This window comes from Microcoleus sp. FACHB-672 (genome assembly GCF_014695725.1).
Lineage (GTDB): Bacteria > Cyanobacteriota > Cyanobacteriia > Cyanobacteriales > Oscillatoriaceae > FACHB-68.
Window position 1 is genome coordinate 63,197 of record NZ_JACJOU010000014.1, and the last position, 21,659, is coordinate 84,855.

17 protein-coding genes are annotated in these 21,659 nt (G+C 44.6%); 7 read left to right on the forward strand and 10 right to left on the reverse strand.

All coding sequences use genetic code 11. The features are described from left to right. Positions 1–217: 217 nt before the first annotated feature. Complete coding sequence (locus H6F56_RS09685; protein WP_190667276.1) at positions 218–1,249, reverse strand: NADP-dependent oxidoreductase; 1,032 nt, start codon at positions 1,247–1,249, stop codon at positions 218–220. A 194-nt stretch (positions 1,250–1,443) separates the two neighbouring features. After that, entirely contained in the window at positions 1,444–1,890 is a 447-nt protein-coding gene (locus tag H6F56_RS09690) for a hypothetical protein (RefSeq protein ID WP_190667278.1), read from the reverse strand. A 430-nt stretch (positions 1,891–2,320) separates the two neighbouring features. Here H6F56_RS09690 and H6F56_RS09695 point away from each other — a divergent pair, with 430 nt between their 5' ends. Further along, positions 2,321–3,415 carry an alpha/beta hydrolase family protein gene (locus H6F56_RS09695; protein WP_190667280.1) on the forward strand — a complete coding sequence of 365 codons (1,095 nt, stop codon included), beginning with the start codon at positions 2,321–2,323 and terminating at the stop codon, positions 3,413–3,415. Positions 3,416–3,611: 196 nt separating this feature from the next. Here the strand turns inward: H6F56_RS09695 and H6F56_RS09700 are convergent, their stop codons facing one another. Both H6F56_RS09700 and H6F56_RS09705 read right to left on the reverse strand, forming a co-directional pair. Then, the gene (locus tag H6F56_RS09700; RefSeq protein ID WP_190667283.1) at positions 3,612–4,997 is read right to left on the reverse strand and encodes a DUF4041 domain-containing protein; all 1,386 of its coding nucleotides are present in this window, start codon (positions 4,995–4,997) and stop codon (positions 3,612–3,614) included. 270 nt (positions 4,998–5,267) lie between these two features. Then, positions 5,268–5,873, reverse strand: a complete 606-nt coding sequence (locus H6F56_RS09705; RefSeq protein ID WP_199312707.1) for a hypothetical protein — start codon at positions 5,871–5,873, stop codon at positions 5,268–5,270. 334 nt (positions 5,874–6,207) lie between these two features. On the opposite strand from H6F56_RS09705, the gene H6F56_RS09710 reads away from it, so the two are divergent. Next, a complete protein-coding gene (locus H6F56_RS09710; RefSeq protein WP_190667285.1) occupies positions 6,208–6,744 on the forward strand; it encodes a GNAT family N-acetyltransferase in 537 nt (178 codons plus the stop codon). Positions 6,745–7,008: 264 nt separating this feature from the next. Here H6F56_RS09710 and H6F56_RS09715 read toward each other — a convergent pair whose 3' ends face one another. The 3 genes from H6F56_RS09715 to H6F56_RS09725 all read right to left on the reverse strand — a co-directional run bounded on the left by H6F56_RS09715 (position 7,009) and on the right by H6F56_RS09725 (position 11,086). After that, positions 7,009–9,321, reverse strand: a complete 2,313-nt coding sequence (locus H6F56_RS09715; protein WP_190667287.1) for an amylo-alpha-1,6-glucosidase — start codon at positions 9,319–9,321, stop codon at positions 7,009–7,011. Between the two features lie 80 nt (positions 9,322–9,401). Continuing rightward, positions 9,402–9,917 (reverse strand): methyltransferase family protein, encoded by a 516-nt coding sequence (locus H6F56_RS09720; protein ID WP_190667289.1) that lies wholly within the window; start codon positions 9,915–9,917, stop codon positions 9,402–9,404. A 224-nt stretch (positions 9,918–10,141) separates the two neighbouring features. Next, the gene (locus tag H6F56_RS09725; RefSeq protein WP_190667291.1) at positions 10,142–11,086 is read right to left on the reverse strand and encodes an aldo/keto reductase; all 945 of its coding nucleotides are present in this window, start codon (positions 11,084–11,086) and stop codon (positions 10,142–10,144) included. Positions 11,087–11,305: 219 nt separating this feature from the next. Between H6F56_RS09725 and H6F56_RS09730 the strand changes: the two genes are divergently transcribed. Then, on the forward strand, positions 11,306–12,772 hold the full coding sequence (locus tag H6F56_RS09730) for a BCD family MFS transporter (RefSeq protein ID WP_199312709.1): 1,467 nt from the start codon (positions 11,306–11,308) through the stop codon (positions 12,770–12,772). Positions 12,773–12,786: 14 nt separating this feature from the next. Continuing rightward, positions 12,787–13,638, forward strand: coding sequence for an inositol monophosphatase family protein (locus H6F56_RS09735; protein ID WP_190667293.1), 852 nt, complete (start codon positions 12,787–12,789; stop codon positions 13,636–13,638). A 78-nt stretch (positions 13,639–13,716) separates the two neighbouring features. Here H6F56_RS09735 and H6F56_RS09740 read toward each other — a convergent pair whose 3' ends face one another. The 3 genes from H6F56_RS09740 to H6F56_RS09750 form a co-directional block, all read right to left on the reverse strand. Continuing rightward, positions 13,717–14,601 (reverse strand): ChaN family lipoprotein, encoded by an 885-nt coding sequence (locus tag H6F56_RS09740; protein ID WP_190667295.1) that lies wholly within the window; start codon positions 14,599–14,601, stop codon positions 13,717–13,719. Between the two features lie 186 nt (positions 14,602–14,787). Beyond that, entirely contained in the window at positions 14,788–15,093 is a 306-nt protein-coding gene (locus H6F56_RS09745) for a DUF2973 domain-containing protein (RefSeq protein WP_190667296.1), read from the reverse strand. Positions 15,094–15,229: 136 nt separating this feature from the next. Then, a complete protein-coding gene (locus tag H6F56_RS09750; RefSeq protein ID WP_190667297.1) occupies positions 15,230–15,571 on the reverse strand; it encodes a DUF2605 domain-containing protein in 342 nt (113 codons plus the stop codon). Between the two features lie 368 nt (positions 15,572–15,939). Between H6F56_RS09750 and thrS the strand changes: the two genes are divergently transcribed. From thrS to H6F56_RS09765, 3 genes are all read left to right on the forward strand, one after another. Next, positions 15,940–17,766: a threonine--tRNA ligase gene (gene thrS, locus H6F56_RS09755; RefSeq protein WP_190667299.1), complete on the forward strand. Its 1,827-nt coding sequence runs from the start codon at positions 15,940–15,942 to the stop codon at positions 17,764–17,766. A gap of 524 nt (positions 17,767–18,290) precedes the next feature. Then, a complete protein-coding gene (locus H6F56_RS09760; protein WP_190667301.1) occupies positions 18,291–21,269 on the forward strand; it encodes an ATP-binding protein in 2,979 nt (992 codons plus the stop codon). A 17-nt stretch (positions 21,270–21,286) separates the two neighbouring features. Further along, positions 21,287–21,655: a response regulator gene (locus H6F56_RS09765; protein ID WP_190667303.1), complete on the forward strand. Its 369-nt coding sequence runs from the start codon at positions 21,287–21,289 to the stop codon at positions 21,653–21,655. The last annotated feature ends 4 nt before the right edge of the window (positions 21,656–21,659 follow it).

Here is a 21,659-nt window from a genome sequence, read left to right on the forward strand (position 1 = left end):
CGATACCATTTGTGATTCTTAAGATATTAGTTGTGGGTTAAAATGCCTCAGTTTCAATTCATAAAACTCTAAACTTTTACTTATTAAAGCAGGAAATCATCAGAAGCATTTAAGCAACAAATCAAAAAAATTTAAAGAATTTTCGTATAGCTGAAACCCTTGACTAATTAAATATCAATTTTTTATCACTAAAACCTGGCGCTACTTTTAAACCGGATTAGGTAGGTTCTTCTGAAACTTTAACAAGTAGTTTTCCCTTCTTATTCCCGTCGAACAGTTTTAGAAGAGCTAAGGGTGCATTTTCTAAGCCCTCGACAATCTCAACAGCATATTTAATTTTACCTTGGTTGAGCCATAGTCCCATATCGGTTATGGCTTCAGACAACCTAGGCAAATAATCAAGAATAATAAACCCTTGTACGCGAACACGCTTCATCAAAATCTGACTGTAATTATACGGGCCGGGAACAGGCTCGGTTGCATTATAAGCTGAAATTAATCCACATAGAGGAATGCGTGCATTCAGATTAACCTTCATTAACACGGCATCCAGAATAGAACCCCCAACATTATCAAAATACACATCAATTCCATTGGGACACGATTCAGCAAGCGCACTTTCTAAATCAACTGTTTTATAGTTAATCGCTGCATCAAAGCCAAGTTCTTGTGTCAACCAATGGCATTTTTCATCACTGCCGGTTATACCAACAACACGGCAACCTTTTATCTTGGCAATTTGTCCAGCAACCGAACCCACTGCTCCTGATGCTGCGGAAATAACCACCGTTTCACCTTCTTTCGGCTGTCCTATATCTAAAAGTCCAAAATAAGCTGTCCAACCCGTCAGTCCGAGTGGTCCAAGAAATGCGGTGAGGGGATAAGGTAGAGGGCTAGGGAGTCGTGTGACAGAAAGAATGTTGTTTTCTTCAACAAGGGTGTAATCTTGCCAACCAAGCGCACCAGAAACCAGATCCCCTCGTTGTAAATTAGGATTTTTAGATTCTTCTACCACACCAAGAACAATACCGCGCATAATTTGTCCAATTTCAACCGGCGGCATATATTGCGGTATATCGCTCATCCAGAGGCGATTAGTAGGATCTAGCGAAAGATATATATTGCGTACCAGCACCTCACCCTCAGTCGGGTTAGGAATTGGCTCTTCTCGGTACTCAAAATCGCTTTCCTTGATATCACCAACAGGACGAGCGGCTAAGCGAAACTGTCGATTGATTCTTGTTATCATTGAAGGTTCCTTTGTCTAATTATTTTTAATGAGCTACAAACATAATATATTAAAATTGTTATTAAAATATCATTCAATAATCTATTCAGTTATTAACTCAAATAATACTTGCTAGAAAGCTTAATGTCTTCGGTGCAAAAAGTTTTTTGACTAATGAGGCGATTACCCGGAAGGGGTAACGGCTTCGTAATGCTTCAGGGTTTCTGGCAATTGGAACCGGCAGAAGCATCAGCTTCACGCATGGACAAGGTGACTTCCCAGCCGGCTAGATTCCACCAATTAACACGCTTGTTCGGCTGTATCCAGAAATCCAATTGTTTAATCTTGCCATTCTCAAACACAAGCTTTGGAAATTCGGGATAGCTGGTATCGTCAGTTTCGCTGTAGTTACGTCCAAAATAATTCATGCAAGCAGTTAATCCCTCAGCAACTCCCAATTCCTCGATTCCATTGCCTTTCAAGGTTGCATCATCATAGCTGAATGTGCCATTGAATGTCTTACCTGCTAAGGCCCCTTTAGTCACGTTGACTGTGAAATCATAGGTAATGGTCGAAGCTTGGGCTTGACTGGTTGTTATTACAGCAGTGCAGAGAGTGGCACTGGCGAATGCAAATGAGTGTTTTGAGAATAGGTTAAACATTGCAAGATTAATGTGTTGAGATTTAGCTAATTTTAATCGTTTTTGGCGGTATTATCTAAAAGTTTGAACGTCTTTCTTTGGAACTTGTCTATGAGCCGGTATCAATCGCAACTTAATCGAAATAATGCAGATCAGGACAGGTCAACTAAGGAAGAGGCGCTACAGCTCAGCAGGACGGTATCGGTCAACTCAAAGGTGGCATCGTCAGCCTTGCCTAGATAATTGCAGGCTGCTTGACCAAATTGCGAGCGCTTGAGTAGTATTTGCTAACTCTTTCATCTAAACTCAATCCCTGAGAGGGATGAACAGAAATCATGCCTTTGCCTTAGGGTTCTCCCAGTTTAATGGTTTCCGAGATTGGCAGAATCGGCATTAAGCAAGAGTGATGCCATAACGCTGAAAATAATCTATATACACTGAGAGTTTTGTGATGTTGCCAGAATTATTGATCGCTATTTTAGAGCAAGCACCTGTCAATCAGGAAATCATAGAAACGCCACAAAAACCACGAATTGAGCTTCTGGCAAGTGGTCTGGATAATCCCCAAAAGCTGACCTTTGGCCCTTATATTTCAAACAAGGGCTTGATCGCAGGACAAGGAGAGGTGCTTCAGATTAGTCCACAGAATAATACTGCTTTCAGTCCCGATCCGGTGTATGACCAGGTGAGGTACTACACGACAACGATTGCCGGCGATGGCGAGCCGGCAGATGTGTATTACCCAGTTTTGCCAAACTCAAGTGCCGATCAACTGCCGATAGCGCTTATGCTACAGGGTGCTTTGGTAGATAAAGCAGACTATTCTAGCTATGCAAAAGAAGTTGCTAGCTACGGATTTGTAGTCGTTGTGCCGAATAATGAACGAACGACAACAGGCCCAAATGGACAGATAATTACCGGACTTCTAGCAGAACAACAAAATGTGAATGATGTGCTTGATCAGATGAAAGTGGAAGATGCTGATTCTGACTCACCCATTTTTGAAATTATAGATACTGAAAAGTTAGGACTCTTGGGGCACTCATTTGGTGGTTATGCCGGCTTAGCCGTAATTCAAGACATTTGTGACCCGTTGGTGTGTTCGGGTGACTATACCCGACCTCCAGAACTGATGGCGGCTATCTTTTACGGCACCAACTTTCAGAATCCGCCTAATAGCGGAATGTTTGCACCCATTGACAATCAAGATATTCCAGTTGCCTTGATTGCAGGAACTTTGGATGGTGTCGCTAATTTGGGGAAAGCGGCATCAACCTATATGCAAATTCAAGATGCACCGAAGGCGTTGATCGCGCTTAAAGGTGCTAATCACTATGGCATCACGAATGAAGATAATGTTACCCGTGATCCCATTCGACCCACCCTAGATCAGGCAACAACAATAGGCGTGATCGGACGTTGGAGTGGGCTGTTCTTGCGAGCGCATTTACTCAATGATCAAGGAGCGTTTGATTATGTCTACAACACAGGTGATTGCCTTGAGCCAAATGTGAAAGTGATTAGTCAAACGCCATCAACACTTTAGCCGGTGAAACTGTTATCATGACCTAGAAATCGAGTTTGCGCTTTTCATGCCGGTGATCGGCCTCCCAAGGTTTCGCAAATGATTTATGCGAATTCTGCTAATGCTAGAAATATCCAACAACCTTGCTCAATTTCAACACAATTATTACATGATTTAAAGCAACAATATTTTTACAAATGTCCGCTGAAACGATATTTTAGCCGGCAGAAACAACTTTACCCTCTTTAGCTAAAGTCTTACGATAGTCGGCAGCTTCAGCGACTTTGGTAAATTTAACTTCCGACTTACAAATTTTGAGTTCCTGATCAATCTCTGCTACAACCTTAACTATTTCTTCTAATGAAACCCGGAAAAATTCTTTTCTATCATTTATCTTATTCATTCTCCTAGAGTCAAAACGTCTATGAAGGCGAGATTCAAGTTCTGGAGCATCTTCACAAAATATCATGGCATGAACATCAAACGGAAAAGGCACAGAAGCATCACTCAATTCTTTAACTCGATCCATTGGTTCTAGGCGTCGTGTCATTCCAATTTTATAGATATCTTCACCAAATGAGCCAATGTTTGAAACAATATAAATATGTCCAGATTTAGTCATTTGAGCCTGAGACATCGTTCTTTTTTTATTAGCTTCAGCCTCCGCCAGCCGTTGCTGTAATTCCTCGATTTTGCCAAAGAGTTTCTCTTGGGCTTTACCTGTAGCATTTTCTACGTCTTGGCGAGCTTTTTCTAGGGCTTCTTGATAACGACGTTCTTCTCGCTCAACCTCTTGCTTTGCTTTCTCAATTTCACGCAATACTTTTTCTTCTTCACGCATTTGTTCACGGATAATGCGTTGCTCTTCCTGTTCCTGATATTTCTTTTCCTGATATTCGTGAGTTAGCCAAAGTTCTTGTAACTTTAAGTCTAGATAGCGCTCTGTAATTTCACAATTGGTACTCTGAGATATTTTGTTTAACTCTTCATAGGTTTTTCTAATACGATTTTCCATTGTTTGCACATTGTTGTACTTTACCTTAGTAACAGAGGCATCGCATTCACCGTTGAAGGCACGTAGGACTAATTTAAGGAAATTATCTGTCATCTTTTTGCCTTCTTTATAGCTGCCGCCGACTGACCATTCAGTATTGCAGACAGCAGCATTTTTATCCTTGATCATCTGCTTCTGTTCGGCACGAATTATATCCAATCGTTGCTTATATTCTTCACTATCCTGAAAATTATACTTAGAGTCATAAAACCCAGATGCTTGAATAATATCTTTTTCTTCAAGTTCTTGAAGTTTGCTTTTTAAGACTAAAATCTTACTAGATAGCTCTTGTTCTTCGATTTCTGATTGTTTATTCAGTTGTTTAAGCCGATCTGTCAAAACAGAGATTTGAGCATCTAGATTACTGACGACACCCTCTCTAGAGATGATGCCACCATATTTTTTTTCGGTTTCTTGTATCTGCGTGTCAGCTTCTTTTAGGCGTTGCTGCACGACTAAATATTCATTTTGGTGTTTTTGTAGTCGCTTAATGACTACAGCCAGGGCAGTCGCTAATCCAATAGAGAGAAAAAACAGTAAGTAAGTCATAGTAGTAAGCTGGAATCATCTCCTGCAAGGTTTCTCGAATTATTATCCTTTTGCATCAAAATTCAGATATTGGTTGAAAAGTTTAATTTTCAATGTTGGGGTTATTTAGCCGCAGTTGCAGAACTCGATGGAATTGGGCGGGATTTAATCATTATGGGTCGGAAGATTGAAGCCGAAAATTCTTAATTTAGAGCCGGCATAATTTGTTGGATTACGCTTCGCGTACCCTCCGTTTCACTCCGCCCAACCTACCTCAATGGGTTACTAGAATTAGCCTAAACGGTTTTTGTATATGCACAAAAAATTCTCAGCATGAGCCGCCCCTAACTCTTGAATTTCTGGAGGAAAAGCGCTTAGAAGAGCAATCTTTCCTTCAATACCAAATTTTTTTGCAGCGTCAGCCGTTCCTGCGTGAAGGTAGACAACGTTGGGTGATAAGTCCAGCCACATCCCTAGACGTTGAGCGACATCGTAAGCCGTCATGTCTCCAAGACCCTTGACCCGATAGGCAACGTATTCTAACCATTTGTAAAGTTCCTCGAACGTCTCGAAGTGCTCAGGCAGCGCAGCATCTTCTTGCGAAACTTTCAATCCTTGCGCCAAGTTAGATGAGACTCGACGTTGATGTGGGTGCATTTTGCGATCTGCAAACCGAGAAATCCAAGCTCTCTCTAATGCACCATCCCAATTGAGAGTTTTGTCACCCCACCATTCTTTTTGCGTTTGGTAGAAATCGTTGTAATTTTTTAGATAATCTTTCACCCAATATGAAAGCGTTTTTGCCTCGCCTAAAAGTGTCGCATCATCAGAATTACAAGACTTTTTACACTGATTTACAGATTGATTTGCTGGATTTTTCTTTTTGCGGCAGCTCATCACTTCACCTTGGCAGCAATATTTATATTATGGCATAATTTTGGATTTTTTGCCATACCAAAAGATGTCTAGACTCACTCACTATTAATCCTCATTCCAGTCTCCCTTTCTCAATGTGGTGACCGCATATACTGGCCTCATCACATGAGCCAATATCCACCAAAGATTGAGAATTCTACCAATTTTCTCTCGCCATAACCCAACTTTCCAAGTGCAATAGTCGCTAATATCTGAAATGTCATTATTTAATAAAAAAACTACAACTGAGGTACAATAATAAACTCTTAGATTCTGCAAATTTAAGAAAGATTGATCAAAGAGTAATTGAAAAGATATGACGATCCGTGATGCTGTTGAAAGTGACTTGCCGGCCATTATTGCCATCTACAATGCTTCCATTCCTAGCCGGATGGCAACCGCTGATTTAGAGCCGGTTTCAGTGGATAGTCGCCTTGCTTGGTTCGCCGAACACAGCCCCACCCGTCGCCCGCTTTGGGTGATGGAAATAGACGGGTGGGTGGCTGGGTGGCTAAGTTTTCGATCGTTTTATGGAAGACCGGCTTACCAGGCAACTGCGGAACTTGGTATTTATGTTGACCCAACTTATCAGTGTAGTGGAGTTGGCCGGCAACTTTTGTCACGGGCAATTGAGCAAAGTCCAACTTTGAATCTTAAGACTTTGCTGGGCTTTATTTTTGCCCACAATCATCCGAGTTTATTATTATTTGAAAAATTTGGGTTTCAACGCTGGGGCTATTTGCCGGAAGTTGCAGAACTCGATGGTATTGAGCGAGATTTGATGATTATGGGTCGGAAGATTGAAGTCGGCATTAGGAAATTAGGGGAGGACGAGACAGGGGGGAAAAGATAGATATTTTTTTATTAGTAATTAGAAAATTAGAGGCTCATGTATTATACTTACTTAATTTGATTTACATACCTCTCTTTCTTAAGTTTGCACCGGCAGACTTTATTTAAGCGAATTCAGTCACTCAGGCAAAATGAATTCTTAATAAGAAAACACCTCCCAGAAAGGAAGATGATTTAATTTGCAGAGGTTGAAAATTTCTTACAGCACCCAATAAGAAGGGCGACCGTAAAAATCGCCCCTCCTATTGCACAAAACAAGTGAAACCTAAGCTTCAATCACAACCCGCAAGTTGCCCCGTTTCTTAGCAACGCGGCAGGCAGTGGTTGTGCCGGCTCGCTCAAATTCCAGATCGAGTAAAGTATTGCCAATTTTCAGGTTATGCAATGACAGCTTATTGATCGACTCTGGCAAAGCGGGGTCAACAATTCGCAAGCAATTATTGTGGGCATCGGGCACCAAATGAACCATCATTTGCAGCAGTTGAAACACACTGCCGGTGGCCCAAGCTTGGGGAGAGCAGGCAACTGGATACTGCACCGGCTCGTCATCCCCTGTGCGTTCATAACCGCAGAACAATTCAGGAGGACGCTTGTAGGGTTGCTTGCGAGTCATATCGAGCAATCCCTTGGCAATTTCTAAGGCTTGGTCAACTTGACCCAGGGAGCGCAAACCCATTGCAATTAAAGCATTATCGTGGGGCCAAACCGAACCGATGTGATAGCCCATTGGATTGTAAGCCGGCGACAGACTGCTGAGGGTGCGAATGCCCCAGCCATTAAACATATCTGGCGCAAGTAGCCGCTCCGCCACGCTCAGGGCTTTATCCTGAGTAAGAATGCCCAGACTCAGACAATGGCCTGGATTGGAGGTAATGCCGTCTATTTGGTTGCCATCGCCATCCAAGGCGGCAGCGCAGTAGCCTTCTTCTTCCATCCAAAAATCCCGGTTGAAGCGGGTTTTTAGCTCGCGTGCTTCCTCTAGCCACCGATCAGCCAAGTCGAGGCGCTTCTTCATCCGGGCAATTTCGCTGAGGCGCATTTTCGCTGCATAGACATAGGCTTGCACTTCAGATAGGGTGATCGGGCCTGCCGGCTGCACGCCTTGGCGGTTAACGATACAGTTTTCCGAGTCTTTCCAACCCTGATTTGCTAAACCGCGACTTGATTGCCGGTCATAGCTGAGGTAGCCGGTATGTTTACAATTGCGATCAATCCAATCCATTGCCGCCAAAGCATTGGGCCACAGATGCTCTAGGGTGTCTTTATCTGCTGTCCAGGCGTAGTATTCGGCGTAGAGCATCACCCACAACGGCGTAGCGTCTACCGTGCCATAGTAAGGTGTGTGCGGAACTTCCTGACATCTCGCCATTTCCCCCAAGCGCAGTTCGTGCAAGATTTTGCCGGGTTGTTCATCGCGCCAGTCATCGTCTTTTTGACCTTGGTATTCCGCTAAGATGCTCAACGTTTCACGAGCAATTGTCGGGTTGAGCATTAAAATTTGCGAGGCGGCGATAATCGAGTCCCGACCAAAAAGGGTGGAAAACCAAGGGACGCCGGCAGAGAGTACGGTGTTTTTGCCAATCGACTGCCGCATCACATAAAGGTCTTGCTCTGCTCGCTCGATAACTTGATTGAAAGTGTTTTTATCTGAGCGAATGCTAGTAATTTCGTGCTTCCACTGTTCCTCTTCTAAATATTCAGCGGCTTTGGCTTGCACAAAAGTAGCCGGGGGATTCACTTTAGAAGTAGGCCGACCATTGGTGAACATTTGCAGCCGGTAGCCCAATTTTTGGGTTTCGTGGGTCGCCAGTTCTATTTGCCAAATGGCTGTGTAACCTTGAAAATGATCGGGATGCCGGTGATCGAAACGAATGCGAGATTCCATCAGGCAACCATCTAAACCTTGGTATGCTAGAACTAATTCTTCCTGTTCGAGGAGGGAGGGAGGAGGACTGAGAACTGAGGTGTGAGTTGCGAATTCTGCTTCCTCCGATCCCCGATTGGAGAGATCCTGGGAACCTGTGATCGTGCGTTCTCCTGTTAGGGGAATTCGTCTTAATATTTGCCCGCGTTTTTCCCGGTAAAACCCGCGCACTTCAAATAAATCAACAAAATCGGCATCAAAACTAATGCTGATTTGAAAACTCACAGTCTCGGTGCTGTAATTAGAGATTTCAATTTCTGAAAAGAGCGCTCCATTCAGCATTAAATCCCGCTTAATTCCGATCGTTTCCGGCGGGAGATGATTCTCAATTTTAGGATTCGTACACAAAACCGACAGCCCAAATCCTTTATCGGCAGTGCTGCTGAGTAAAACCGGCGATCGCCCTTCAATCTGCAACTCTAAACGATTTAAAAACCGCGTATCGCAGCAGAACAGCCCCATACTGGCATTCGTGTCATCGCCCAAACAGCCGGCGATATTACCCAAAGTATCGGTGACTAAAAACATATCATTGTCTTTGATAGTGAGCGTTGGCTGGGGACGCTCACTCAAGACGCAAGGCCATTCTGGAATTGGAAGATGTTCGGCTGCGACAAAAGATTTACCGTCTAGTTCAATGGTATCCGGGGTCATGCTGGAAATTCTTCTTTGAGGTTACAGGTTTCTACATTCACTTCGAGTCAAAAACAAATTCTCGGAAAACAATGGCTGTTTTAGTACAACCAAGGAATCAGCTTTTTGACACGGTTTTGATAATTTGGGTAGTCTGGATATTTCTGGCTTAGCCAAGCTTCTTCTCGGCTGGCTTTGGCATTCAGAAAGACAAGCAGAACTGCTGCGCCGGCTAGGTGAAACAAGCTCTGTTGCCAAATTGCCCAGCTCAGTGCTGCTAAAATTAAGCCACTGTAAAGCGGATGACGCACTAAGCTGTAGATGCCGGTTTGGACAAGTTGGCCATTCTCTTTAGGATAGGGTAAGGGTGTGAGGTTGCTTCCTAAATCCAACAGTCCTTTAATGATTAGAACGAATGCCCCCACGCCTAGGATCGCTGCGATGCCCCAAATCCCATACAATAGTGCCGGCGAGTTGATGTTTAACCCAGCAGGCCGGTAGACCGGCAGCATCACAAGCGCGATCAGCAGCAAGCCCTGAATTAATACCAAATATTCACCGCGCTCACCACTTCGCCACCCTTGGCGGGTAAAACCCCAATCTCTCAAAAGTTTCATGAGAATTTGTGGTTACCTCCCCTAATTTTGTCCGATATTATCTGTCATTTATCCTGTGTGATTCGTTCAGGCGAGATGTGAGCTTTTGAAGACTCAATCTTGACAAATTTGTGATTTTGCGGATTAACTGAACAGTTTTACGGACGAGGGCAAGCAAACTGAGGTGGGAACCCAAATTAACAGACACGCACCCGTCCGCTACACACGTAACACAGCTGTTGAGTTTAGCTCAGCCAAGGCCGGCTAACCTCTTCCAGACGGAGGATTTCCACTGGAGAGAGTTGCCAACCCAATGCGCCGGCATTCTGCTGCGCTTGCTGGGCTGTTTTTGCCCCTGGAATTGGAATCACGCCGCCTTGGGCAATTAACCAGTTGAGGGCAACTTGTGCCGGTGTGCGTTGGTGTTTTTCACCAAGTTGACGCAACAGAGAAAGCACCGGCTCAATTTTCTGCAAGCCGCTGCGGCTAAATTTGGGGTCCCATTGACGAGGGCCGGCAGGCGGTTTTTCAGCAGTATACTTGCCGGTGAGCAATCCTTGCGCCAAAGGGCTGTAGGCGAGGAGGGTAATGCCTAACTGATGCGCCGCACTCAGGATACCTTGGCTTTCAATTTGCCGAGTCAGCAAAGAATAGCGCACCTGATTCACGGCTAAAGGTACGCCTCGCTTCGCTAATAACTGGTGAGCTTCCCGCATCTGATCCGCTGAGTAATTACTCACACCGACGGCTTCAATTCTACCCCGCCGTACCTCCTCGGCTAAGGCATTCATCAGGGTTTCCTGACTCATAAAAAAAGTGAACGGCCAGTGTACCTGATAAAGGGTGACGCGATCCATCTGTAGGCGCTTTAAACTGTCTGTCAGGGCATCAGAAACCGAGTCGCCGTTAAAGCGCCAAGGAAGCGGGGCAAATTTGGTTGCAATACACACCGGCTGTCCGCTTTCTTTGATAAACTGCCCCAAGAGTTTTTCTGACTCACCAGGGCCGTAAACTTCGGCGGTGTCAAAGAAGGTAATGCCGGCGGCGAGTGCGGCCTTAAAAGCTTCTCGTACCTGCGCTTCGCCGTAGTCGCTGCCGTAGTTCCAAAACAGCTTATCACCCCACGACCAAGCGCCAATGCCCAAGGCGGTGACAGCCGGCCCGTTTTGTCCTAAAGTTGTTGTTTGCATCTTTGATTTGATGAGTGCTAATACTTAACGTTTAAAAGTGTAGCGCTGTCGGCAGTTTGTCGTCTTTTGTACAGTTGAGTGAGAAGATTGCCGGGATTAGAGGATTTGGAAACGTCCCAGTTGTGGGGAAATTTACAGGTGAACGCTTTCTAACCGGCAATCCGCGCATATAAAATACAAAAGACTGTTAATGCTTGATCAATTAGGTGGGGTATAGGGATGAATCGCGATTATTTGTCAGATTCTGAGCCGGTTGAATCAGAGAAGTTACTGCCTAAACTTAATCTACTGACAATGTTCCGACTGAGCTTATTCCAGATGGGATTAGGCATTATGTCACTCCTAACTTTAGGGGTGATCAACCGGGTGATGATTGATGAGTTAAACGTGCTGCCATTAATTGCTGCTTGTACGATTGCCATGCACCAATTTGTTGCGCCGGCACGCATTTGGTTTGGTCAATTATCCGATTCTAAACCGCTTTTGGGCTACCACCGCACCGGCTTTGTTTGGATTGGGGCAGCGGTATTTGCAATTACCTCTTTTATTGCAGTACAAGTGGTGTGGCAACTCGGCGGCAGTTTGCAAGCAACCGGCTGGAGTTTTTCAACCTATGCTTGGGTTGCAGTTCTGGCTTTAGTTTTTGCGATTTACGGATTAGCCTTGAGTGCAAGTTCCACTCCGTTTGCAGCTTTACTGGTAGATGTTTCAGATGACGATAATCGCTCTAAATTAATTGGCATCGTTTGGTCGATGTTGATGGTGGGAATTGTGATTGGGGCGATTACAATTTCTAAGTTATTACAGATGCCAGAAGCAGGCGAAGAAGCGATTGTAAATTCCGCATCGGTAAAACTTGCAGATATTCCTCAATTACAAGCCACCATTAATCCAGTTTTTATGATAGTGCCGGCTGTGGTATTTGGATTGAGTGTCTTAGCAACTGTTGGAGTCGAGAAAAAATATTCTCGCTACAACTCTCGCTCAACTTTAGTGGATCGAGAAGATAAAATTACCTTGAGCCATGCGCTGCGGATTTTAACAGCTAACCGCCAAACCGGGTTATTTTTTAGTTTCTTGTTGGTGCTGACAACAAGCCTGTTTATGCAAGATCCCGTGTTGGAACCCTATGGTGGGGAAGTGTTTGGCATGAGTGTTTCACAAACAACTCAACTGAATGCCTTTTTTGGCATGGGAACCCTGATCGGCATTGCTTCCACCGGCTTTTTACTTTTGCCCCGTTTAGGTAAACATAGAACAACAAAATATGGATGTACAGCCGCAGCAATTAGTTCAGGATTAATTATTATTGCAGGATTTACAGCTAATCCAGGAATGCTGAAAGGTAGCTTATTAATGTTTGGGTTAGCATCAGGAGTTTTGACTGCCGGCGCAACCAGTTTAATGCTAGATTTAACAGCGGCAGAAACAGCAGGAACCTTTATTGGTGCTTGGGGTTTATCTCAAGCAATGGCGAGGGGTTTAGCAACTGTATTTGGTGGTGCAGTTTTAAATTTAGGTAAGAATTTGTTTCCTGTGCCGGTGTTGGCTTATAGCTTAGTTTTTGCACTGCAAGCGGTGGGAATGATTGTTGCAATTTTTCTATTGCGGCGCGTTAATATTAAAGAATTCCGCGAGAATGCAAAGAGCGCAATTGCTGCGGTAATGGCAGGGGAATTAGATTAATTTAGGAGAATTTGATGGAGGCGAGACTTGAGGAATTAGGGGATTTTTGGGCGCAAGTTTTAGACTTTGCTGAGAAGACTGCTGTGCGGGTTGGCAGTCAGTTAATGGCTGATTTCGGTCAAGTTCAAGCAGCAGAAAAATTAGATGGAAGTTTAGTTACCCAATCGGATAAATGGGCAGATCAGGAAATTCGAGAAGCCATCGCTGCTGCTTTTCCCACTCACGGAGTTTTAAGTGAAGAAGGAGAACACATTTTTCCAGATACTGAATGGTGCTGGATTATCGATCCTTTAGATGGCACAACAAATTTTGCTAGAGGAATTCCGATTTGGGGAATTTCAATCGGATTATTTCATCAAGGTTTTCCTGTGTTCGGGTATGTTTATTTACCGCCGTTAAAGCAAACTTTCTCTGCATTTTGGAACGAGAAATCAGAAAATTCTTTAACCGAAAATCCTCAAGGCGCTTTTCTGAATTCTCAGCCCATTCATACAAGCCAAGATGATTTATCTAAAAATCACTTTTTTAGTTTTTGCACTCGCAGCATTTCCGCAATTGAACATCCCTTCCCCTGCAAAATCCGAATGCTAGGCGTAGCAACGTATAACTTTTTAATGGTAGCCGCCGGCATCACTTTAGGCGGCGTAGAAGCAACCCCCAAAATTTGGGATATTGCCGCAGTTTGGACAATTATTAACGCCGCCGGTGGCGCTTGGGTTCCCCTAGAACAAGAATCCATCTTTCCCTTAGAAGCCGGCAAAGATTATAGCAATCGATCTTACCCAACCTTAGTCTTAAGCCGGCCCGATTTAGTGCCGGTGTTTCAACCCTTAGTACAATCACTCAGTCAATCTGCCAAACCTTAGATCCAACAAATAAACCATCTGTGTCTATCTGTGTGCATCTGTGGTTAATAAAAATAAATATTTGCTTTTGCAAAAAAACTACTCACTCTTCCAAAAAAAATCAGCAACCGGCTTATCTGAAACCACTGGAAAATCCGAGTTAGAGTTAAGCAAAATTAACCGTTGCTGAAAAGACTTACCGGCAACCCCAGTCATCCGCCTTTCAACCCGACTAGGAATCCCATATCCATAAATAACATGACCTTGGCCGGCCAACACAACCACTTGATAGCCTAGGTTCTGCTTTAAAAATTGAGCAATCACATCTGCCATTGTTTCATCCCACAGCACTTGCGCCAGAAAAAATCGCTCAAAATCAGCACTAGAACCATGACCGGCTTGTTGATGCTGCTTAAAAGAATCTAACACCATTTGCCGGTATTCCTTATTGCTAAGGTCAATTTCCGAAGCCGTGGGAATATACTGCCGATCCGTTTCAGTTAAACCTTCTAAACCTTCACGGACAACTTTTCGAGTCAATTCTGACGGCGTATTTAAAGCTAATACCGGCAGCTTATTTTCCTTCGCAAACTGCAACATCGGCGCATAATATTCCCAAGGAAACCCCCAGCGCTTTTCGTACTCACTTTTTTCTACCAGTTCCGTTTCTGTGAGCTTGCCGGCAAGATATTTGTCAATAATATTTTGATAGGGACGCTGAAACATTTCCATTGCAATCGCAATTTTGGGATTTTGCCGGTGCAATTCTTTCAAAATTTCTAACTGAGCTTTATGATCCTCAGCGCTATCATGGGTTTCTCCCAGATACACAACATTTGCCTTGCTGAGTTCCTGCAAGACTTCTTGTCGGCTGTGGGACTCCTGGAGAGGGCTAGAAATTCGTTGAGCGCAAGCAGTGCCGGTGTACAATAGAACCAGTCCCAACGACCAAGCAAACAGTTTAGAAATTTGGGATATTTTCATAAAATTATTTTGCTTCATGAGACTAACCGACATTGCAAGATTATTGCATAGAAATTCCAGATGCCGGCACTACAAATTTACTAGAAACACACAGAACAAAACTAGCAATTTTAATCAAAAATCCATTAAAAATAGGGGCAATTAATAAACTGCCCCTATCGCATAAAATCTGATTATCTTAAATTTTTAAGCGTCGTCGCGAGCTTGGTTAGGAGAACCTGGAGAAGAATTATAGAGAGCGTCTAAATGTTCGCGGGCATCTTCTACCGTCATTGACTTCATCACCATCAGCGGCTCATTCACCATTTTCCCATTAGAATCGAGTAATTCTGGATGAGGTGTTCCCCCATATCCCCGTGATGCCGGCGATCCTGATATGGGTGAGTAAGGGCGTTGAGACTCGGCACTCAAGCTGATCAAGCTACGAATTAAATTACCGACCGCCAAGAAAGCCAAGGTCGTAAAAGCAAGAATGTATAGCAAGTGTAACATCGCATTTTCCTCCAGCAACACAGTTTATTTACAAGTTTGAACAGAAGTTTAAGAACAAAACCGCTGTTAAATGGACGTTTGTTTAAATAGGCGGGTTTTGCTAGACCTTTAATTTATAGTCTTAGACGCCTTTTGCTCAGCCCACTTGTGGTGGCTGCGCGTTGTTAGACTTTTCCATGCGGTTACGCATCGACACCTGCCAGCATTCGGTGAGCAGTTTGTGCCAGGGCATTAAGACTTCCATTTCCACCCCCACTTTGCCATCGGTGGCGTTTAGAAGCATTTTAGCCGTACTCACTTCCTGCTGAGCCTGCATCACTCTTGCCAGTAAGTCAGCTTGCCCGTCGCTGCCGAGAAAAGAAATTTCTTCGGCTTCCAAAAGCGAGCGCGAGCGCCCAAACCAATACTGAAAGTCTTCTAAGAGCGGCTGTAAAACCGTCTTGAGTAAGTCGGGTTCAGGCAGATTTGGATTCAGCATAAATTAAAAATGAGTGACTCAGCTAACCTAATCTTAACGCAATTTACAATTTGTAACATTTACCGCACTTTTTTTTCAATCACAGAGCTGTCAGTCAGGATCGCAACATCGGCACCTTAATTCCAGCTAGAGAGGATTGACATTTAAAGCAAAATATGAATTGGAAACAAATAAAATCAGCGGCTGAGCAACCGCAGCTAAGTTAAGCGGTTAAGCTTGATTGAAATTGACGCAAGCAAACAATCCAAAAACAGTATTTTGCTGAAAACCGGCAATTTTCCTTAAAACCCATCAAGCCTTGAAATGCAATAAAATAAAACAGCAAAACAGTAAATCCTGCTCTGGGATTGGAACGAAATCAACAGCCGATGGTTACCTCATCTCCCGCTTCCCCAGAAGAACAACCCGAAAAAATCCATCTGCCGCGCACCGGCGAATCAGTAGCATTGCAAAAAATTCGCCACACCGCTTCCCATGTGATGGCAATGGCAGTGCAAAAGCTGTTTCCCAAAGCGCAAGTCACGATTGGCCCTTGGATAGACTACGGCTTTTACTACGACTTTGACCATCCAGAATCGTTTACGGAAAAGGATCTCAAGGCGATCAAAAAAGAGATGATTAAGATCGTCAACCGTAAACTGCCGGTGGTTCGGGAAGAAGTGAGCCGTGAGGAAGCCAGAAAGCGGATCGAGGCAATTAATGAGCCTTACAAACTAGAAATATTAGAAGGCATTCAAGAACCGATCACCATCTACCATTTGGGTGAAGAGTGGTGGGATTTGTGTGCCGGCCCTCATGTCGAAAACACCAGCGAACTCAACCCCAAGGCATTTGAACTCGAAAGTGTTGCCGGTGCCTATTGGCGCGGAGATGCCACCAAACAACAGCTACAACGCATTTACGGCACCGCTTGGGAAACACCAGAACAACTCGCAGAATACAAACGCCGCAAGGAAGAAGCACTCAAGCGCGACCACCGCAAACTGGGTAAAGAACTCGGCTTATTTATCTTCGCCGATCCCGTAGGCCCAGGATTACCCCTGTGGACACCGAAAGGCACCATTTTGCGGTCAATTCTTGAAGATTTCCTCAAACAAGAACAAATCAAACGCGGTTACCAGCAAGTCGTCACCCCTCACATCGGCAGAGTGGACTTGTTTAAAATTTCCGGTCACTGGCAGAAATATAAAGAGGATATGTTCCCCATGATGGCGGAGGACGCAGAAGCCGCCGCCGCCGAACAGGGTTTCGCCCTCAAGCCGATGAATTGCCCTTTCCATATCCAAATTTACAAGAGCGAGTTGCATTCCTATCGGGAATTGCCAATACGTTTAGCTGAATTTGGCACCGTCTACCGCTACGAACAATCAGGCGAACTCGGCGGCTTAACGCGGGTACGCGGCTTTACCGTTGATGACTCTCACCTATTTGTCACGCCAGAACAACTGGATGATGAATTCCTGAAAGTGGTGGATTTGATTCTGTCGGTGTTCAAAAGTCTGCAACTGAAGAACTTTAAGGCAAGGCTGAGTTTCCGCGATCCTGCCTTAGATAAGTACATCGGCTCAGATGAAGCGTGGGAGAAAGCCCAAGGTGCGATCCGTCGCGCCGTGGAAACCCTCGGCATGAACTACTTTGAGGGAATTGGAGAAGCGGCATTTTACGGGCCAAAACTCGATTTTATCTTCCAAGATGCTCTGGATCGCGAGTGGCAGTTGGGAACCGTTCAAGTTGATTACAACCTGCCGGAACGCTTTGATTTAGAGTATGTAGCGGCAGATGGTTCCCGTCAGCGTCCAGTAATGATTCACCGTGCTCCGTTTGGATCTTTGGAACGGCTGATCGGGATTTTGATTGAAGAATATGCCGGCGATTTTCCGCTTTGGTTAGCGCCAGTGCAGGTTCGCTTGCTGCCGGTGAGTGATGAGTTTCTGCCTTTTGCTGAAAACGTAGCTGCTCAGATGAAAGCGCTGGGGATTCGTGCTGAAGCAGATGCCAGCTATGAGCGTCTAGGTAAACTCATTCGCAATGCAGAGAAAGATAAAATTCCCGTGATGGCAGTGGTGGGAGAGAAGGAGGTTTCTTCAAATAGCCTTAGCATCCGCACCCGCGCTTCTGGGGAATTAGGTTCGATGCCGGTGCCTGATGTGATTGAGCGAATGAAAAGCGCGATCACGGATTACAGCAACTTTTAGGAATACGCTTTGCGGTGGGCAAAACAATTGCCCACCCAATTCCTAATGGGAAATCAGCGCATCCTAACGATTGCAAAGGCTGTTAAAATTGCAGATTTCATTAATTTATTTCTATTTAATCTGTCATAGTTTTATAAAAATTAAATTAATCGAACAGCCTCATTTTCTAGGTTTTATTGCACCTATTTTAAATTTAGTTAAGGCTGGAAATATCTAGTAGATTTTTAACGATTGCCGGCTTTCAACTAGACGACACAAAAGCCAAATAATGCCGGCAGCAAAGCAAAATCGGCTTGATTGTCATCTTTGTGCCAAAATACGGCGGAATAACCGTACTCAGCAATTTATTAAAAAATACTTAAGAATTTATAACTAGCTCTGAAATTGTTACTTAAGTAGTAGCAACGGGGAACTCTAGGGACGAATATGAGGCATGGCGCGCTCATCCGATAAAAACTGACATCGGCTGTATTGCCAAACAGGGTAGCAACTACGACGCATTAAATTAACTAAGGGGACAATTAATGCACCTAGACGCTGGCAACGAACAGATTCATGCCTACCCACCAGACAAACCTGTTCTGGGTGTCAAGCAAAATTCGCCAACGCCCTTAAGACTCCAGCGCAGCCTCAGTTTCCTTGAAACTTGGGGCTTTGGTCTAAGTGGTCACATTGCCTGGATTGGCACGGCAACGGCAATGCACGCCGCACTTGGCCCAGGCGCGATTGTTGTGTGGTTGCCGACTGTATTTATCGGGATACTACTAAACCGGCAAGTGAAACGGTTAGGTGAACAGTGGCCAGAGATGTCAGGCGGAACGCCCAACTATATCACCAGGCTGCTGAAAGACTATCCAGGGCTAGGTCGTTATGCGGCGCTTGCTTACTTCATCAGCTGGGCAACCTATCTGCCGGTGAACGCGATCATCCTCACAGACTTAATCCAAGCCAACTTGGAACCTTTGGGGATTGCTTGCCCCAAAACGCTGCTCAGAATTGGATTTACCGTTATCGCTTATATCATGGCGTTTAGCGGCACCCGCGCCTTAGCAATTTTGCACGCAGTTTTCATTTTCCCAGCCGTCGGGTTTCTACTGCTATTTGGCATTCAAGGGATGGGATGGTTAGCCTTCTCCCCAGACAGTCCTGGACTTTTTCCGAGCGCTTGGCCAACCCTAACCTTTGTTGACTGGGCCAAGTGGTCATTTTTCGGGGTCTACGGGGCTTGTTCCTGTGAAAACGCGTCCGCCTTTGTCGCCGATAGCCGGCAGCCCAATAAAACGTTGCAATGTCTAACCTTTGCCGGCTGGTTGCTAGTGCCGGTGTTTCTAGGCAACTCCTGGGTTTTAGCACGCTTAGCCACCTCTCCCGGACTTGGGGAGGACTCGTTTGCCAACTTATTAACAGCAGCTTCACCATTCTGGGGTTCCTCGGCGACATTCCTAGTCACGCTGCTATTGGCTTCTAGCTGTCTTCTGCTTCCCGCCACAGCCGTTTCCACCTGTCCCCGCATTTTGTACCAACTTGCTTTAGACGGACACCTCGCACCCGTATTCACGGTTGTCTCTCCCCAAGGCGTTTTGGGTCCGGGTCTGATATTTTCACTTTTATTCAGTTTAATCAGCCTGTTGTGGGGAGATGTCGCCCGCATCGTGGTTGTCGGTTGCGCCGGCTACATGGTGACTTTAATGGCATTCCATCTGGGATTTTGGCTGCGGCGAAAGTTCCCAGAAGTGCGCTTGCCTCCTGCATCCGGGAGTGCTGCCGGTGGCAAGCGCTTCGCGTTTTTGCCTTGGTTGTCTCTTGGTTTCTTCGCAGTCGATGCCGTTTTCTTAGTGGTGGGAGGCTTAGCCTGGAGTCGGGAAGACGTGCTGATCGGCTTAATGCTACCTGTGGTGACTTTGGCAGTGGATGCGGCGATCCGTCGTAGCCGGTTTGGGCTATTTCGCCCGAACTGGTGGATTCAGCGTTACCGGGGACGACACCACAACCTATTTCCAGATTTTGTCGCGTTTCAGGTTGTCATTCTCATCTTTTTGATCTGTAGTGCCGTTGCTGTGGGTTGGGCTTTTGGCCTCAGATTATATTCTCACTCAAGTATTTTTTCTAATTTCTTGGTGGTACTGCTATTGACAGCCGCCTTTGTTGGAGTCGCGATTGCGTGCTGGACAAGCTTACCCCAGGTTTTCGCGATGAACCAGGCGCGAGAGGCTGCGGAACATCTGTTTACAATTGCCTTGGATGCAATTGTGGTGTTGGATGAAAATGGCATGATCCGGCAAGCCAATCCAGCCGCCGAACGTTTATTTGAAATTAGTTCTAACCACTTGGTCGGATGTCACCTAAATCAATGGCTGCCCGGATTGGCAAATGATCCAGAACAGTGGCTGAGCCGCAGCGAACAAACTTTGAATCAACCCAATACAGATCCGTCGAACTCAACGTCTTTAAGCATTCTTGAAGTTGCAATTTCAGACCGATTCTCCCAAGACGCTTCACTTTCAAACCGGGATTTACAAGAATATGTGGTAATTTTGCGCGATATTACCGAGCGCAAGCAGGCAGAAGAGGCGTTGCAAAAAGCGAATGAGAAGCTAGAAACCCGGGTTGAAAAGCGCACAAATGAACTGAGGAAAACTGTTGAGCAATTGCAGACGGAAATCCAAGAGCGTCAGCGGGTGGAAGAAAATCTCAGGGCAATGCAAAATCAAATTGTCGTGCAAGAAAAGCTGGCTTCTTTGGGAAGTTTAACTGCCGGCATTGCTCATGAAATTAGAAATCCTTTAAACTTTGTCACCAATTTTTCTGAACTTTCTGCGGAATTAGCACAAGAACTGTTTGAAGAAATTGAAAATCAAGCAGAGCGATTGGATGCAACGACAATTGAATATTTTGCAGAGCTGTTAAATGACCTCAAACAAAATCTTCAAAAAATCAATCATCACGGCCAGCGAGCTGATAGCATTGTCAGCAATATGCTTTTGCATTCTCGCGGTCAGAGTGGTCACTGGGAACCGACAGATATCAATAAGTTGCTTGCAGACTATGTCAATCTTGCTTATCATGGAATGCGAGCTAAGGAAGGCACTTTTAATTTAAGTATAGAAACCGATTATGACGCTGAAATAGGCAAAATAGAGGTGGTGCCACAAGATATCAGCCGGGTTTTCCTGAACATTATCAACAACGCTTGTTATTCAACCCATAAAAAGAAACAAACGCTGGAAAATGATTTTTCACCTGTGCTGTGTGTAAAAACTAAAAATCTGGAAGATCGGGTGGAAATTCGTATCCGCGATAATGGCAAAGGGATGACGTCAGAAGTGCAAGATAAAATTTTTAATCCCTTCTTTACAACTAAGCCGGCAGGAGAAGGAACCGGCTTGGGTTTATCGCTCAGTCACGATATTATTGTCGGGCAGCATCGAGGAGAACTCTCTGTTGAATCAGAAGCAGAGGAATATGCGGAGTTTATTATTGTTTTGCCGAAAAAGCCGGCCTAAGAAAGGAAATTTTAAATATGAAAATCATGGTTGTGGACGATGAAGAAGATATCCAATTGCTATTCAAGCAAAAATTTAGAAAAGAAATCAAAGCCGGCGAAGTTGAATTTATTTTTGTCCTCTCCGCAGAGACGGCGATAGATTACTTGCAAAACCAGGGAAAAGCCTGCGTAGTCCTGATTCTCTCAGATATTAATATGCCAGGGATGAACGGGCTAGAACTCCTGAAAATTATCAAACAAAACTTTTCGGAGATAAAAGTATTTATGATTACGGCTTATAGCGATGAGGAAAATTATCAAATAGCGAAAGCGAATGGAGCAAATGATTATATCAAAAAACCTGTTAATTTTGAAATATTGAAAGAAAAAATATTTAGTTTATAAATTA